The sequence below is a fragment of the Cyanothece sp. BG0011 genome, from assembly GCF_003013815.1.
Classification (GTDB): Bacteria; Cyanobacteriota; Cyanobacteriia; order Cyanobacteriales; family Microcystaceae; genus Crocosphaera.
The window spans coordinates 1-15901 of sequence record NZ_PRLH01000209.1 but is presented as its reverse complement, the minus strand read 5'-3'; the positions used below and the strand labels follow the sequence as shown (position 1 = coordinate 15901).

The 15901-nt window shown below is 40.2% G+C and carries 13 protein-coding genes and 1 pseudogene; 6 read left to right on the top strand and 8 right to left on the bottom strand.

Features of this window, described 5'->3' with window-relative positions:
• The 5 genes from C4E06_RS26645 to C4E06_RS26625 form a co-directional block, all read right to left on the bottom strand.
• On the bottom strand, positions 1-305 hold a 305-nt coding region (locus C4E06_RS26645; protein WP_339377079.1), incomplete at its 3' end, for an ATP-grasp domain-containing protein.
• Positions 306-326: 21 nt separating this feature from the next.
• The gene (locus C4E06_RS26640) at positions 327-2063 is read right to left on the bottom strand and encodes an HlyD family efflux transporter periplasmic adaptor subunit (protein ID WP_107671348.1); all 1737 of its coding nucleotides are present in this window, start codon (positions 2061-2063) and stop codon (positions 327-329) included.
• Between the two features lie 97 nt (positions 2064-2160).
• Positions 2161-5154, bottom strand: a complete 2994-nt coding sequence (locus C4E06_RS26635) for a peptidase domain-containing ABC transporter (RefSeq protein WP_107671347.1) — start codon at positions 5152-5154, stop codon at positions 2161-2163.
• A gap of 396 nt (positions 5155-5550) precedes the next feature.
• Positions 5551-6324 (bottom strand): peptidylprolyl isomerase, encoded by a 774-nt coding sequence (locus C4E06_RS26630; protein ID WP_107671346.1) that lies wholly within the window; start codon positions 6322-6324, stop codon positions 5551-5553.
• Positions 6325-6409: 85 nt separating this feature from the next.
• The gene (locus C4E06_RS26625; RefSeq protein WP_107671345.1) at positions 6410-7546 is read right to left on the bottom strand and encodes a calcium/sodium antiporter; all 1137 of its coding nucleotides are present in this window, start codon (positions 7544-7546) and stop codon (positions 6410-6412) included.
• Between the two features lie 426 nt (positions 7547-7972).
• Between C4E06_RS26625 and C4E06_RS26620 the strand changes: the two genes are divergently transcribed.
• Both C4E06_RS26620 and C4E06_RS26615 read left to right on the top strand, forming a co-directional pair.
• Positions 7973-8533, top strand: a complete 561-nt coding sequence (locus C4E06_RS26620; RefSeq protein ID WP_107671344.1) for a hypothetical protein — start codon at positions 7973-7975, stop codon at positions 8531-8533.
• Positions 8534-8791: 258 nt separating this feature from the next.
• Entirely contained in the window at positions 8792-9862 is a 1071-nt protein-coding gene (locus C4E06_RS26615) for a DUF3616 domain-containing protein (RefSeq protein WP_107671343.1), read from the top strand.
• Positions 9863-10108: 246 nt separating this feature from the next.
• On the opposite strand, the pseudogene C4E06_RS26610 reads toward C4E06_RS26615, so the two are convergent.
• Positions 10109-11243, bottom strand: a pseudogene (locus C4E06_RS26610) (glycosyltransferase).
• A gap of 183 nt (positions 11244-11426) precedes the next feature.
• Here C4E06_RS26610 and C4E06_RS26605 point away from each other — a divergent pair.
• Positions 11427-12302 carry an alpha/beta fold hydrolase gene (locus tag C4E06_RS26605; protein WP_107671342.1) on the top strand — a complete coding sequence of 292 codons (876 nt, stop codon included), beginning with the start codon at positions 11427-11429 and terminating at the stop codon, positions 12300-12302.
• Here C4E06_RS26605 and C4E06_RS26600 read toward each other — a convergent pair.
• The gene (locus C4E06_RS26600; protein ID WP_107671341.1) at positions 12294-12830 is read right to left on the bottom strand and encodes an NADPH-dependent FMN reductase; all 537 of its coding nucleotides are present in this window, start codon (positions 12828-12830) and stop codon (positions 12294-12296) included. The genes C4E06_RS26605 and C4E06_RS26600 overlap by 9 nt on opposite strands.
• Before the next feature lie 40 nt (positions 12831-12870).
• Positions 12871-14025 (bottom strand): FAD-binding oxidoreductase, encoded by a 1155-nt coding sequence (locus C4E06_RS26595; RefSeq protein ID WP_107671340.1) that lies wholly within the window; start codon positions 14023-14025, stop codon positions 12871-12873.
• A gap of 149 nt (positions 14026-14174) precedes the next feature.
• Between C4E06_RS26595 and trmH the strand changes: the two genes are divergently transcribed.
• From trmH to C4E06_RS26580, 3 genes are all read left to right on the top strand, one after another.
• Positions 14175-14828 (top strand): tRNA (guanosine(18)-2'-O)-methyltransferase TrmH, encoded by a 654-nt coding sequence (trmH, locus tag C4E06_RS26590; protein WP_107671339.1) that lies wholly within the window; start codon positions 14175-14177, stop codon positions 14826-14828.
• Between the two features lie 117 nt (positions 14829-14945).
• Positions 14946-15764: a septum site-determining protein MinC gene (gene minC / locus C4E06_RS26585; RefSeq protein ID WP_107671338.1), complete on the top strand. Its 819-nt coding sequence runs from the start codon at positions 14946-14948 to the stop codon at positions 15762-15764.
• A gap of 39 nt (positions 15765-15803) precedes the next feature.
• The coding region (locus C4E06_RS26580) for a P-loop NTPase (RefSeq protein WP_157951262.1) at positions 15804-15901 on the top strand (98 nt) is incomplete at its 3' end.

Sequence of the window (15901 nt, the reverse complement as noted above, 5' to 3'; positions counted from 1 at the left end):
ATGGATAAGAAAATTTCTTCTTGGGTGTCATAACGGGCTTCAGCGAGAATCACTTCAGGATATTCTCCTAAAATGGGTAAACTAAAAATGGCTTGGGCCGCCGCCACAGCATCAATCGTATTCTGCACAAAACGAATGCCCCCGGCCCTACCTCGACCTCCCGAATGGACTTGAGATTTTAAGACCACTGGATAACGAATATGCAAGTGTTTGAGTTCACTTAATTCGGCGATGGGTTGGGAGGGTAAAACGGGAATGCCTACCTGATGAAACAGTTCTTTTGCTTGATATTCCAATAAATCCATTTTGTTTGTTTGTTTGTCCCATTAACGAACTTGTTTGAGACTTTCCACTTTTTTATTGAACAGTTCTGTTATTAAACTTAACACTGTCCGATTTTCCCGAACTTTAATATTAGCTGTCACAGACATTCCTGATTGTAAAGGAATTTCGCGATCGGCGGTGGCCAAGTATTGTTGATCCAGTTCTACTTTGGCGGGAAAGCGATAAAATTGATAGATTTCATCGGGTTCTAGGGCATCAGAACCGATAGACATCACTTCTCCTTTAATATCCCCAAATTCACTAAACGGAAAAGAATCAATTCTCACATCTACTTTTTGCCCCACTCGCACAAAACCGATGTCTTGGTTCGTAATATTCACTTCAGCAATTAAATTGTCGTCGGGGACAATTTTTAAGAGAGGTTCGGTTTGGTTTGGGGGAGGTACATAACCGGGCCCGGCTTTGAGATCGAAGACGGTTCCTCCTACCGGTGCTTTAATTTCTTGATATTTTAGAGTCACGTTGGTACGACTGATTTGACTGCCTAATTCGGCAATTCGTTTATCATTTTCGACGATGGATTTATTTAATTGACTATCAATATCGGCAATTCTTTCGTTGTTATCAGAAACTTTATCCCTCAAGTCTTTTTCTGTGAGTTTAACAGTATTGACTAATTGAGCTTCTGCTTGATTAATGGCAATTTTTAAGCGTTTTTCTTCTTCGCTAAACCGTTCAATTTCTTTGAGACGATCTTGAACTTGTTGGTTTTGGCGATCGCGTTCAATGGTTCCGTTGGATCGCAGTTCTGTCAGTTGTTGTCTGCGTTCGGCGATGGTTTGTCGTTGTCGTTCGACTTGCAATCTAGCGACCCCTCCTTCTTCGGCCAACGGTCCAATATCGCCTAAGATTTTTTCTTCAATTTCTAGGGCTTTTTCGGCTTCTGCGATCGCTTTTTCGTTTCTTTGTTCGATCTCGGCCAATACTTTGCGATCGTCGGTCAATTGTTGTTTAGCATCGGCTAACTCAACTTGTGTTTGTCTGAGTTGTCTTTCTAGCTGATCCATTTCCAGTTGGGCGGCTAAGGCTCTTGAAGAAGATTCCGCTTGAGAGGCTCTGAGTCTAGCGAGTTGTTCGGGACTTAAGGCGCTTCCTGGGCTTTGATTCCCTAATTCTGTTTGATAGAGGCGATTTTCTGCAATTAAGGCCGCACGGTTACGGGCTAGAGCCGCCACTTCTGTGGGTAAATCCAGTTTAACGATCGCCCGTTCTACGTCGGTGGGATCTAAAGAGGCATTCATCAAGGTTCGATAAAATCGATTCTCCTGTTCTATGGAGGCTTTGACTTTTTCTAGGGACTTTAATTCTGCGGTACTGGCTTCTGAATCTAAAATAACGACGATGTCCCCTGGTTTAACTTTCTGCCCATCTTCGACGAGTACCTTTTCAACCACTGCACCCCCCACTGGGGGGGCATGGACTTCTTTAACGGCTTCTTGGGGTTTCAGTTGTCCTTGTGCTGGCACCACTTGTTCTATTTTGGCAATGGCTGCCCAGACAATACTGGCGGTGGTGACACCGATGATCGTCCAAACCACCCCCCTGGACCAACTGGGGGATTGACGGAGGATAACGGCTTGTTCTGAGGTAATGGGGGCAAGAAAATTGCTCGATAAGGGATCGTTACCATTGGTGGTGGCTAAAGCGGATGAGCTTTGATCTGAGTTTTTTTGGGTGAGATCATCGTCTCTTTCGTGTTTACCATTGCTGTTAATCATAATTCATACCTAATAAATAGGATTAAAATGGGTGTTGAGTAGGGCAGTGACCAGTTATCAGTAATCAGTTACCGAAAATTATTTTTTGAGGTCAGGTTTATTGATGACCTTCTTGTTGTTGATAGAGATAGTAATATCGACCTTTGAGGGCCATTAATTCGTCGTGGGTGCCTTGTTCGACCACTGATCCTGAATCCATCATTAAAATGACATCGGCACTTCTGATGGTGCCTAAACGGTGGGTAATAAAGAAGACAGTGCGATCGCTAAAGGCATTCAACAGGTTTAAACATACTTGTTGTTCGGTGGCATAGTCTAGGGCGCTGGTGGCCTCATCTAAGACGAGGATTTGAGGATTTTGCAACACCGATCGCGCGATGGCGATCCGTTGTCGTTGTCCCCCTGATAAGGCTGATCCTCTCTCTCCTACATTGGTATTGTACCCATTGGGGAGGGTCATGATAAACTCATGGGCTGCGGCTACGGTGGCGGCTTCAATAATCTCTTCGGTGGTGGCATCGGGGTTAGTCAGGGCGATGTTATCCTGTACCGAACCATCGAATAACAGGGTTTCTTGGGGAACCACCCCCACTTGACGACGCAAGGAATACAGTTCGACTTTAGAAATGTCGTAACCGTCGATTAAAATACGTCCGGCTTCTGGTTCATAGAGTCGTGAAATGAGTTTGGTTAGGGTACTTTTTCCGGCACCACTGCCTCCCACTACAGCGATAAATGTACCGGACGGAAAGTCAATGTTGATGTTTTTCAGTTGTAAGGGACCGTGTTGTTTAAAGCGAAAGGAGACGTTTTCGTATTTTACAGCCCCTTGAATGGCGGGCATGGGAATATTACTGCGATCGCGTTCTGCTTCTTGAGGGGTATCGACAATATCGGCTAACCGTTCTAAGGATAGGGCGGTTTCTTGGAAGTTTTGCCACAGTTGGGTGAGTCGTAAAATGGGAGAGGTGACGTAACTCGCAATAATCCGAAAGGCGATTAATTGTCCTAAACTGAGTTCTTGTTGCAACACTAAATAAGCCCCTACCCATAACACCAATAGCCCGGATAATTTATTGAGAAAGCCACTGGTAGAACTGGCTAGGGTGGAGGTAATGACGGTATTAAACCCGGCGGAGACGTAACGGGCATATTTTTCTTGCCATTGCCAACGCGATCGCAGTTCGATATTTTGTGCTTTAACAGTTTGTATCCCTGACATCACCTCTACGAGATAGGACTGGGTTTGGGCGTTTCTTTCGGCTTTGGTTCTCAGTTGACGACGAATCGTCGGGGAAAATATCAAGGTCATGGCCACAAAAATCGGTACAATGCCCAAGGCCACTAAGGTTAACAGGGGACTATAGACTATCATCACGGCGATATACACCACAGAAAACACTGCATCTAACACCACGGTTAAGGCAGTTCCTGTTAAAAATTGACGAATATTTTCTAATTCATTAACCCGTGTGGAAATTTCCCCCACTGGCCGCCGTTCAAAATACCGTAATGGCAACCGCAACAGGTGATCAATAATTTCTGACCCTAAACTCATATCGATGCGGTTGGTCGTATCTACAAATAAGTAGGTTCGCAGGGTGGTCAACACTGCTTCAAAAATGGCAATAATTAACAAAAATGTCCCTAAAACTTGTAAGGTATCCGCACTATTTTGAACAATGACCTTATCAATAATTACCTGAATCATTAACGGATTCGCTAACCCGAATAATTGCACAAAAAATGAAGCAATAAAGACTTCTGCCAACACCCTGCGATATTGTTTTAATGCCGGAATAAACCAACTCAAACCAAACCGTTGTTGAGGGGTTTCTTTGGTGGGTTGTAATAATAAGACTTCTCCACTGTCTCCCCACTTTTCTAGGAAATCACGGGGGCGACGACGTAAGATTCCCAGTTCCGGCACTGCTACGACGACTTCTTTATCACTCACGTCATACAAAATAGTCAAACTATCTTGCCACATGATTAATGCCGGGGTTTTTAATTGGGTAAAGGAGGAGGCCGGAATTTTTATTAATTGGGCATTTAATCCCATTAATTCCGTAATCGCCCCGCATAGAGGTAAGGATAGGGTTCCGGTTCGTTGTAATTGTTGGGCTAAAATCCGACGAATGACATCCCGACGATAGGGCATCCCAAAGTATTGGCTTAGCATCTGAAAACAGGCTGAACCCACCCCTAAGGGGGTTTTTCCTTTGACAAAGGGATAGGATTTACGTCTTTTTTCTTGTTTAGAGGGTTCTGGGGGAGGGGCAACCCCGACCACTTCTACGTCTGCATAGGGTATTTCTTCTTCAACTTTGTCAAGGGAGATAGGGGTTGATTGTTGGCCGTTGTTTAAGTGGTTTGGCTGTTGAAGTTCCCCTAGGTTTAACAAGGGTAAGATAATGATGCGAGCCGCTTGACTCCCGTTAACCACCACTGATGAGTTGCCATTGTTTGCCATTAAACGACTTCCTACGGCAACATTTTCGATGCTACCTCCTCCACTCACTAACCAGAGTTGTTGTTGATGTTCTGGGGGTAAACTATTTTTTCCTGGGTTTAAGTAGTAAACTTGAGCATCTTCTATGAGGTCTTGGGCCAGGGCTTTGATATCGATGTCTCCTTGCGCCTGTTGCGCCAAATAAGTCCCTAACAGGTCATAGAGTTCACTAATGGTACATTGACCTTGAAATCGTTCTTTGAGCCGAGGATAGTCTTCTAATAACTGCCAAAAGTCTTCTTGTTTGAGGGCTAACCCTACTGCTTCTGTGGAGGCAATTACAGTTTCGCAGGGAACCCCTCTAATTAGGTTAACCTCTCCTACAATTGCACCGGGTTGCAGTCTTTCTAGGGTATTGGGCATTTTTGTCCGGGGGTCGTATCCTAATAACCGTCCTTGTCCTTCTAAGAGGATGGTTACGTAGGATGAGAGTTTACCTCGCATTAAAATCACTTGACCCATACGATAACGCCAAATTTGACATTGATTAGCCATTTGGCTGATGGCGGTTTCGGATAATTGGTCAAAGGGGTCGATGTGATAGAGAAACTCTTGTATGTCGCTAGTTGTATGGGTCATAATGACGCAATCAAAATAAGAGGTTTTGATGAATGATTCTGGTTCCTCGTGATCGAGGTTGGGTAATCTTTTCTTTAACTTTTTTGACTCTAATCATTAGAGGATTGATAGTTATTTGAGCCACGAGTCTCTACTATTAAGATAGATAGTATTGATAGAAAACATTTTTCATCATTAGCTTGTCGTTCAACGTTACTTTTGGTGATAATCAATCCTGATTCTTTAGAGGGTTAAATTAAGAACTGATCAACTTTAAAGTTTGTTTAAGTTTAAAGTTTGTTTAAGGTTTTGGTAAAACTTCAGATCAAAAAAAAAGAATTATTTACCCTCTTTTTTATAGTGAATTCTTGCCATAATTTCAACGGCCTTGGTTTGATATGTTTGATTTTGATGAGTTTAATTCAACTTCTCAGTATAACTCTGTTCTTGATCCTGGGAGGCTTGAGGGGGAGAAAACGAAACATTTTGTTGAAGTTGGGCCAGTAACCAACCTTGAAAGAGTTCGTTTAAGAGTCGTTGTCTGGTGTTGTCATCGAGTTGGGCCGATACATACTTCTCTAAACGCAAGATAATCCACCATTCACCCACTTGAGTAGGGGGTGATAGTTGTCCAGGGCGACTGGAGGCTAAAATTTGCGCGATTTTCGGGTGAGGGGTATTGAGTTCTACGGGTCCGAGAAGCCCCCCGGTTTGGGCTTCAGACCCTTGAGAATATTGTCTGGCCAGTTCGCTGAAGGTGTTTTCTCCTTCTTGAATACGAAAATACAGTTCTTGGGCTACTCCTGGATCTTTGCTGCGAATTAAGGAATAAACCACCCGATCTAATTTTCCTTTACATTTGACAAAATAGGGATCTAATTTATCTCCCCAGGTGAGTTGTTTAAATTTTTCGATTTGTAAATCTCTAATACTCAATTTTTCCAACTGTTCTGGGGTCATCCCGTGATGCTCTAACCAGACTTTTAGCTGTGTTTCATCGGTAATTTGTTGTTTTTGGTAAAATTGCTGTTTGGCTAGGGTTGTTTCTTCGGGTGTACAGGTGATCTCGGCGATCGCTTGATCGATAATAATTTCTTTGGCCAGTTGGGGTAGTAAGCGATATTGGGCGAGTAAGGGATATAAGTCCTCGGATGAGATGGCTTGATCGCCAATTTTCAACACAATGTTCATGTTTTCTATTTTCCTGTTCACAAGACTCATTGTATCTTTTCTTCCCGACCACTTTCTTTGTTGTTTAACTTCCCTTAACTCAACTTTAATTTAATTCGTCTTGATCTTCTATGGTTTCATTACTCAGTTGTTTTCTTTGTTGTTTTTGTCGTAGGCTATTGAGGGTCAAAATCACTAAGGTGACCACAGTAATGGGAATGACAAAGAATAACATGACATTACTAAAGATTGAGATTCCATCATGTTCGGTTGCATACAAAATGAGATAGGTGGTGTAGGCGATATAATAACTTAAAAATAAGCATCCTTCCCAACGAGCAATGACGTTACCGGTAAAGAAAATGGGTAAACAAGCAATGGCAATGGCTACCATGACCGGTAAATCAAAATGTAGGGTGGCATCGGATACAGGAACCCCCACGGGGGAAACAATGGCACAAATGGCTAATACCGTTAGAATATTAAAGATATTACTGCCCACTACATTTCCTACCGCAATATCTCTTTCTCCTTTAATGGCAGCCACGAAAGAGGTGGCTAACTCCGGTAAGGAGGTTCCTGCGGCCACAACGGTTAAGCCAATAATTAAATCACTAACGCCAATTTTACGGGCAATGGTGGTGGCACTTTCAACTAACCATTCTGATCCTAAGACTAAAAATCCCACCCCTAATAAAATAAAGGCAATGTTTTTAATCCATTGCACTAACGATAAGGGCCCTTTATTGCCATATTCTGTTTCATACTCAGAATCAGGATCACTCGATTGTCTTGACCCTTGATAAATTAAAAAGACTGTGTAAATAATCCCACCAATTAACAAAATAACCCCATCAGACCGATTAATGGTGCGATCGAGACCAAAAAAGAAGGTTAGACAAAATACCCCAATCATAATGGGAACATCTAAGCGGATTAACTGTTGAGCCACCATTAAGGGAATGGCCAGAGAGGATAATCCTAAAATGACTAAGATATTAAATATATTACTGCCAATGACATTGCCTAAAGCTAAGTCCGCTTCACCGACTAAACTCGACTGCACAGCAACAGCCATTTCTGGGGAACTGGTTCCATAGGAAACAATGGTTAAACCAATCACCAGGGGGGAAATGCCTAAACTTCCAGCTAGACGGGCAGCCCCTCTTACTAAAATTTCTGCCCCCACCACTAATAGTATGAGTCCTGCTATAAGTAGCCCAAACACTAAGGTAAAATTCATTCAAATTATAGATTTATTGATGAACAAGTTAAAATATGTTACAACCTTGGAACAAGGTTAATAAGGTTTTTTCAACCCTACGATTCTAGAAAGAAGAGTCATAATTATAATGATAGTTTCCCTATGATACTACACTTAGCTCTTGATCTTTAGCATAGACCATTTTAAAGATTTTTTTAATAAGTCAATAAACTTATTGAGGACAACACAAAGGAAATCCCCGAAAAATTCCTTACTTACTTATTAGGAAATCAATCATTAATACCTGATTATATCACGTCTTACCTCCTTAAGGTAAAAAGGTTTTTAGGTCTAGGGAAAGGTTAGCCGTCAAAACACAAAACTATTTTTTTAGCTAACTTAGAGACTAATTAATTATACTTTTAGAAAATATAAATTTTTTATATTGTTTTTATCACAAAAATTATGACGAAATATGGACTTATTATAGTAGGCAATGATTGGCGGCCGGGCATTGGCGATCCAACTATCATGGGATGGGTGACGGTGCTTTGTTATTTTATAACTGCGCTGTTGTGTTTTAAATGTGGACAAAAACATAAAAATGATTATTTATTTTGGTGGCCCTTAGCCTTGCTTTTAATTATCTTAGGAATCAACAAACAATTAGACTTACAATCTTGGTTAACTATCGTGGGAAAAAAAATGGCTATAGAACAAGGATGGTATGAGAAACGCCGTTTAGTTCAAAAGGATTTTATTATTAGCTTAATTGCCATTAGTGGTGCAATTTTTATGTTTATCATGCAGAGGATGAAAACAAAAATAAAACAATTTATTTTACCTATATTGGGAATTGTTTTTTTGCTAATCTTTATTATCATCCGAGCCACATCATTTCATCATGTTGATCAACTGTTAGGATGGAAATTAGGAGAAATTCGTGTTAATTGGCTATTAGAATTAGGGGGGATTAGTTGTTTAGCGATCGCCGCCTGCAAAGAAATATTAAAACCGAACAAGTGATGTCCTGATGGATTGCCCTTTTCTCCTTCTATTTCTTTTGATAGAAATTCGCTCTATTTTCTCAGTTTTAAACAAACTTTAGATATAATGGGTAATAGATTCATTAAAAATGATTCACCCAATCGGCTAAAAAAAATGACTATAACAGTACAACAAAAGTTGTTTGTTACTTGTTAACATTGAAACTGTTATCTAATCAACTATTTACCAGTGCGTAGCACTATAATTTTCTACAATAACTATTCTGAAAATATAATAATGAATGCTTTTTTACTAACAAGAATACTCTTACAATTCCAGAGCAAAGCAGATGATTTAATCGAAGAACTTTCCGCCATTGCTCGCACACCGGATGGCAGTCTTTGGGTTGGTTCGGATGAATACCTTTCCGTCGAGCGACTCACTCCCATGGGAGAGGGAATTTATGGCAGTCATAAAACGTTTCACCTCACTGATTTTATTGACTTATTTGATCAAGATTCAGAAATTGATATTGAAGGACTTGACTACTCCGATGGATATCTGTGGGTGATTGGCTCTCATAGTTTTAAACGTAACAAAACCAAAGGAAAAAAGACTAAAAAAGATATTAAACGCCTTTCAGAAATTGAACGAGATCCGAACCGTTATTTAATCGCTCGATTACCAGTCTTAAAAGGAGAATTAGTTAAGACTTGTAGCCATTCTGTAGACGAAGAAAATCCCTTAACTGCTGCCTACGTTGAAAAAGTGGATAATCATAATTTATTAATGGAAGTTCTAGCAGAAGATGAACACCTAGGACAATTTTTAGCCATGAACATTCCCTCTAAAGATAATGGTTTTGATATCGAAGGGTTAGCGGTGAAAGACCATACATTATTTTTAGGGTTACGGGGCCCAGTGTTAAGAGGTTGGGCGATTATCTTAGAAATTGAATTAATTAATTCTAGTCCTGGAATACTCAGTTTTAAAGACTTAGGAAAGGGTTTATATTACCGCAAACATTTTCTTGATCTCAATGGATTAGGGATTAGAGAACTTTGTTTACAAGGAGAAGATTTAATTATTTTAGCCGGTCCAACCATGGACTTAGAAGGATCAATGCAAGTGTTTCGCTTGAAAAATGTTCTCGATCACAGTGATAATACTTTGTGGGAACAAGACTCAGACGATCTCGAAACTTTATTTAATTTACCCTTTACCATTGGGTCTGACCATGCCGAAGGATTAACCCTCTATCCCTGCTTAGGGTATGACAATGCACTAATGGTGGTCTACGACTCCCCTAACGAAAATCGTCGTCCCCAAGACCATAGCATTTTTGCCGATGTCTTTCGTCTGCCATAGTCTGGCAACATTTAATTCCCCCACACCCCCCACACCCCCACACCCCCCTTTATAAGGGGGGCAGGGGGGGTAGGGGCAGGGGGGGTAGGGGCAGGGGGGATATAGCTAGTTTTGTCGAAGGTGTAAGATTTGAGAAGAGGCAAAAGTAAGTTGTCACTGCCTTTAAACCTTGGTTAATGTTCTAACCTTAATAAATAGTGACATAGAAAGGGAGAGCAATAACTGATTGCTCTCTGTTTTGCTGATTTACGCAGCTAAAGGTAACGTATTTTCCGTTAAAACAGCCTTGTAATAGCGTTTTAACTGCTGAGTGGCTGCGGCCCATCCCCATTTTTCTGCTTCGAGTCGGGCGTTGCTGCGTAACTGTTCCCGTTCCTCGGTGGTAGCCAGTAGGCGTTTAGTCGCCATAATTGAGCCATTTTCGTCTTGAGGATCAAAAAGATAGCCATTCACCCCATCCGTAACAATATCAGGAATGCCTCCCGAATTGGCTGCAACAACTGGACAACCAGCGGCCATGGCTTCTAATAAGACTAAACCTAAAGTTTCGGTGGTGGAGGGAAAAACAAACGCATCCGCCGAAGCAAAAGCGGAGGCCAATTCTAACCCCTGGAGGTAGCCGATAAAATGGGTCTGAGTCCCTGCAAAATGGCTCTCTAACGCCTCTCGATGGGGGCCATCGCCAACAATAGCCAAATGTGCCTCTGGGATAGCTTCTAGGACGGGTTTAATGCGATCAATTTGTTTCTCGGCCGAAAACCCGTCCCACGTAGAGGAGTAAGGGTTTGTCGGGGTTTCCCCCTGATAAACGCGATCGCATTTGTTTTGAGGCTAAATGGGGTTGAAACATCTCTGTATCGACCCCTCTCTGCCAGAGGTCTACCCGTTCAATGTCATGACTTTCTAAAGCTTCTACCATAGCCGTTGAGGTACAGAGGTTTAAACGGGCTTGGTTGTGGGCTAATTTTAACAGTTCCCAGAGAACTCCTTCTAAGGAACCTAAACCATAATGTTGTAAATATTGGGGTAAGTGGGTGTGATAAGAAGCAACCAAGGGAATATTCATGGTTTTAGCATAATAAATTCCCCCAACCCCTAAAACGGCTGGATTCACTACATGAATTAAATCAGGTTTAAATTTTTCTAATGCTTTACCCACTTTAGGGGTAGGAATGGCTAATTTTAACTCAGGATATAAGGGGAGAGGAATGCCTTTGACTCCATGAATTTTCGCTCCTTTATGTTCTCTTAACCCACCATCAGGGGAAAAGACTAACACTTGATCACCGTTGCGTTGTAAATGATCAACCGTATGCCGTAAACGGGTAACAATACCATCAATTTTAGGTAAAAAAGTTTCTGTGAATAGGGCAATTCGCATAGGTTTTTCAATTTCGAGGATAACAATCAATATAGTAGGCGATCGCGGGTCATTTGAGTTAACCTGATTTGGCAGTGGGGCGTTATTTTTTTTTTAACTTGTTGTCAGTTATCCATCAATTCCCTTTCGTCGTTGGCTTTTTGGTAAACTATAATAATCAATGAGGTTAAAATAAAAATTATTATGTCTTTAGTTAATAAGAATTGGAATCATAACTATCTTCATACGAATGGGGTGAGACTTCATTATGTTTCTGAAGGGGAAGGAAATTTGATGTTAATGTTACATGGATTTCCTGAATTTTGGTATTCATGGCGACATCAAATCATTGCTTTTTCTAAGAATTATCGAGTAGTTGCTCCTGATTTGAGAGGATATAATTATAGTGATCAATTACAATCAGTTCAGTTTTATCGTATCTCAGAACTGGTTAAAGATATTGCGGGTATTATTACTAATTTAGGCTATGAAAAATGTGTATTAGTGGGTCATGATTGGGGTGGGGCGATCGCTTGGTATTTTGCTGATCAATATCCTGAAATGGTGGAGAAATTAATCGTCTTAAATATTCCTCACCCTGCTAAATTTATGGAAGGATTACGCACTCCTCAACAGTTAAGAAAAAGTTGGTATATTTTCTTTTTTCAACTGCCTTTTTTACCTGAATTCTTATTTCAATGGAACAATTATCAAGCCATTGAATCGGCTTTTATGAACATGGCGATCGATAAGTCTGCGTTTAGTGAGGAAGACATTCAAGCTTATAAAAAAGCAGCAGCTAAACCAGGGGCATTAACTGCTATGATTAATTATTATCGTTGCTTTTTTAGACAAAGTTTGACCTCAGAAAAATCATGGAATAAACTAGATATTCCAACCCTGATTATCTGGGGTGAAAACGATACCGCTTTAGGAAAAGAATTGACCAATGGAACGGAGGATTATGTTAATGATTTAACTATTAAATATATTCCTAATTGTAGTCACTGGGTACAACAGGAAAAACCTGATTTAGTTAATCAATATATTGCCGATTTTTTGGATATTTCCCTATCTTAATTTTTGGCTATTTTCCACTAAACTCATGGCCAAGCGATCAAAGCGTTCCGATAATTTTTCATCGATTAGTTTACCTTCTTCATTAAAAGCTTGCCATGCTTGTCCAATGGCAACTTGCTCCGGAATCACCCAACCGTGAACCCATCGCATAATTAATCTTAAATGATTCAGGGCGTTACTATTAGGTTGTCCCCCTAACACACTAATTAAACCGGTTACTTTTCCCGATAATTCATCAAAACTCATTAAGTCTAACGCATTTTTCATAACCCCACTCACACTGCCATGATATTCTGGGGTTGCTAATAGTAATCCATCGGCTTCTTTGACAGTTCGACGTAATTTTTCCACATCAGGATATTGGTCATATTCTCTGCCTCCGTCACAAAAAGGTAGGGTCATGTTCCGTAAATCAAGAAAGGTTACTTCTGCCCCTAAAGCTTCAATTCGGGCGATGGCTATTTGAATGGCTTTCGCACTATAAGAATCCTCTCGCAAACTTCCATTAATTGCAGCTATTTTTACCATAAGTCTCACAATAATTGTTCTAAAAATTAATCAATTATTATTATAACAAAGATGGCATTTTTTCATCATCTTCCATTACCCAACTAGCGAAACGTTTGGCTAAGGGAGGCGCAAACATAAAAGTGCTAGTAAATCCTGAGAATAAATAAAGTCCTGCTATTGTATCAATTTTTCCTACCAAAAAGTTAGAATCAGGACAAAAGGCAACTAAACAATGATGTAATTTTCCAGGTAAATCTTGTAACTCAGGCAAGATTTTTCCAACTCCTTTGCGAATGATTTTTTCTGCTACATTACTATCAATTTTAGCTTGAGGATTGGTTCTAATTTGACTAATTTGACCTAAACAAAAATCACCCTCTAAAAATTGAATCGCGCCGGGTTCCATGACATCAGAAATAATTTGATCATCGGGACTATTCCATAAAGATTTTAGCTCAGAATCTCCTGATTTTTCTTCAATATCAAGACGGTTTAAAATTGCTGGCATGACTAAAGTTTTTAACTTAATATCTACAGTTGGCGTTAAGAGTAACTGAGAATGAGTAAAATAAATATTCAGGGTTATTCCTAGGGTTTTTAAGAGAGAACGACTTAACCCCCCTGCACAAATTACCACATTTTTACTATTATATTTTTCTTTACTTGTTTCTACCCCCGTTAGGGTTTCCTTTTCAGATAAGATTTGAGTCACTTCTTCATAGTTTATCGTCCCACCTAATCTTAAAAAAGCCTGTTGATAAGCATTATTTGTTTTTTGTGGGTGAATGTGTCCATGGGGTAACTTAAGACAGCCTGAGATAGCATTGGGGTTCAATAAAGGCTCAATTTCACTGGATTCTTGAGGGGTTAATAATTGAGGTTTAACAAAGAATTTTTGATAATTTTTAGCGATCAGGTTTGGCTCTTTTTCTTCGGGAATGGTTAACATTAAATCCAATTCTCGAAATTCCGTATCTTCTCCCAACTCTTCTGATAGTTGGGGATAAATGTCTCGACTTTCTTGACATAATTGAATCGAAAAATCATCTACACCTGACCAATAAGCAATCCCCCCATAACTGTAACGAGTTGCATTAGCATAATAAGGATCTTTTTCTAATAGTAAAACCCTGAGTCCTTGTTTAGCCAATTCGTAACTTAGCATTGATCCCGTAATGCCAGCCCCAACAACAATCCAATCAAAATTTTTCATATTTTTATCATCTAGTTTTTATCTATTTTATCATTAATAGTTTCCTAACTTAATTAAATTGACTTCAGATTCATATTTTTAGCTTGGTCATAATCTAGCCTCAAACTAATATGATAAAATAGAACCAATGGGAATCACCTTTTTACTTAATGAATTTGCTTCCAAGACGCTATCACCGAATTAAAGAAGTTCTTGAAAAAAGACAACCGGACTTAACAGTTTTAACCGAGGATGTCCATAAACCTCATAACTTATCAGCTATTATTCGCACTTGTGATGCTGTGGGAATATTAGACGTTCATAGTATTAATACAACCGATGAATTTCCTACCTTTTCTCAAGTGTCTCAAGGTAGCGACAAATGGATATTTCTTCATACCCATCCTGATACTAAAACAGCCATCAATCATCTAAAAAGTCAGAATTTTAACATCTATGCAGCCCATTTTACTGACGAATCTGTAGATTATCGTGACATTGATTATACTCAACCCACAGCCATTTTATTAGGGGCAGAAAAATGGGGCGTTAGCGAAGAAGCCGCGAGTTTAGTGGATGGCCATATTATTATTCCCATGTTAGGAATGGTACAATCTTTAAATGTTTCTGTGGCTGCTGCAGTTATTCTCTTTGAAGCCCAACGTCAAAGATTACAAAAAAAGATGTATGACACCAGTCGATTAGACGGGGAAAGATATCATAACATTCTGTTTGAATGGAGTCATCCGAACCTAGCCAAAATTTACCAAGAAAAGGCTAAAAAATACCCGTGTTTAGGAGAAAATGGGGAAATAATCCAGTAACAATTAACCCTAAGAAATTGTATCTAATTAGGAAAACCTAGTGACGGGTTTCCATTTCACCCGTTTGCTTCTCTAGATGTTAAGCTTAACATCTAGATTGTCTAGAGATTTTAGTCTATGAATCCTGAGTCAACCACATCTTTGCCCAATGGCAATGCCAATACCTCTAAACCCTACTCTCAAGTTCACCTCAAAAGGGCAGGGAAAAAACTATTATTGATTTTGCCAGACACCGAACCCAAAGAAGGGAACAAAGACTGGATAGAACTCTTACAGGATTTAAAATATTGCTTAACCCATCATAAGGGAACTTGGACACCTGGAACTCCCGTACATTTATTAGTGGAAAACCGCTTACTCGATAGTCGGCAATTTCATAATATTGGGGAAGCCTTAGAAGCAGCAGAATTAAAATTAACCCGTGTCTTCACCACTCGCCGTCAAACCGCTATTACCGCAGCCACAGCCGGTTATTCAGTGGAACAAGAAACCCCCAAACGGGAACTCTTTCCCACCGAGATGTCTACTCAAACCAATCTTAACGAACCTTTGTATCTAAAAACCACCGTTCGTTCTGGGGTTGCTATTCGTCATCCAGGAACCATTATTATTCAAGGAGATGTCAATCCAGGGGGAGAAATAATCGCCGATGGAGATATTATTATATGGGGCCATTTACGAGGAATTGCCCACGCAGGGGCAAAAGGGAACCCACAATGTTGTATTATGGCGTTACGAATGCAGCCAACCCAGTTACGTATTGGAGAAGCCGTAGCGCGACCCCCTGGGGACAGTCCAGAGGTATTTGAACCCGAAGTGGCCTATTTAACCACCGAAGGAATCAGGCTAAAGTCTGCTCTCAATTTTAATAAAACCCACACCTTTACGGCCAAGGAAAAGGGATGGACGCAAAAAAATACCCCCAATCCTGCATAATAATGAACTTAAGACCACTGGATAATTGAGCTTTACATTATGAGTCGTGTTATTGTAATTACCTCTGGAAAAGGGGGCGTAGGCAAAACCACTATTACCGCTAATTTGGGATCAGCCATTGCCCGATTAGGCTATAA

What these genes read in the sequence shown, in the direction of transcription:
- C4E06_RS26640 (WP_107671348.1), bottom strand. Translation starts at nt 2,063, where the DNA reads ATGATTAACAGCAATGGTAAACACGAAAGAGACGATGATCTCACCCAA.
- C4E06_RS26635 (WP_107671347.1), bottom strand. Translation starts at nt 5,154, where the DNA reads ATGACCCATACAACTAGCGACATACAAGAGTTTCTCTATCACATCGAC.
- C4E06_RS26630 (WP_107671346.1), bottom strand. Translation starts at nt 6,324, where the DNA reads ATGAACATTGTGTTGAAAATTGGCGATCAAGCCATCTCATCCGAGGAC.
- C4E06_RS26625 (WP_107671345.1), bottom strand. Translation starts at nt 7,546, where the DNA reads ATGAATTTTACCTTAGTGTTTGGGCTACTTATAGCAGGACTCATACTA.
- C4E06_RS26620 (WP_107671344.1), top strand. Translation starts at nt 7,973, where the DNA reads ATGACGAAATATGGACTTATTATAGTAGGCAATGATTGGCGGCCGGGC.
- C4E06_RS26615 (WP_107671343.1), top strand. Translation starts at nt 8,792, where the DNA reads ATGAATGCTTTTTTACTAACAAGAATACTCTTACAATTCCAGAGCAAA.
- C4E06_RS26605 (WP_107671342.1), top strand. Translation starts at nt 11,427, where the DNA reads ATGTCTTTAGTTAATAAGAATTGGAATCATAACTATCTTCATACGAAT.
- C4E06_RS26600 (WP_107671341.1), bottom strand. Translation starts at nt 12,830, where the DNA reads ATGGTAAAAATAGCTGCAATTAATGGAAGTTTGCGAGAGGATTCTTAT.
- C4E06_RS26595 (WP_107671340.1), bottom strand. Translation starts at nt 14,025, where the DNA reads ATGAAAAATTTTGATTGGATTGTTGTTGGGGCTGGCATTACGGGATCA.
- trmH (WP_107671339.1), top strand. Translation starts at nt 14,175, where the DNA reads ATGAATTTGCTTCCAAGACGCTATCACCGAATTAAAGAAGTTCTTGAA.
- minC (WP_107671338.1), top strand. Translation starts at nt 14,946, where the DNA reads ATGAATCCTGAGTCAACCACATCTTTGCCCAATGGCAATGCCAATACC.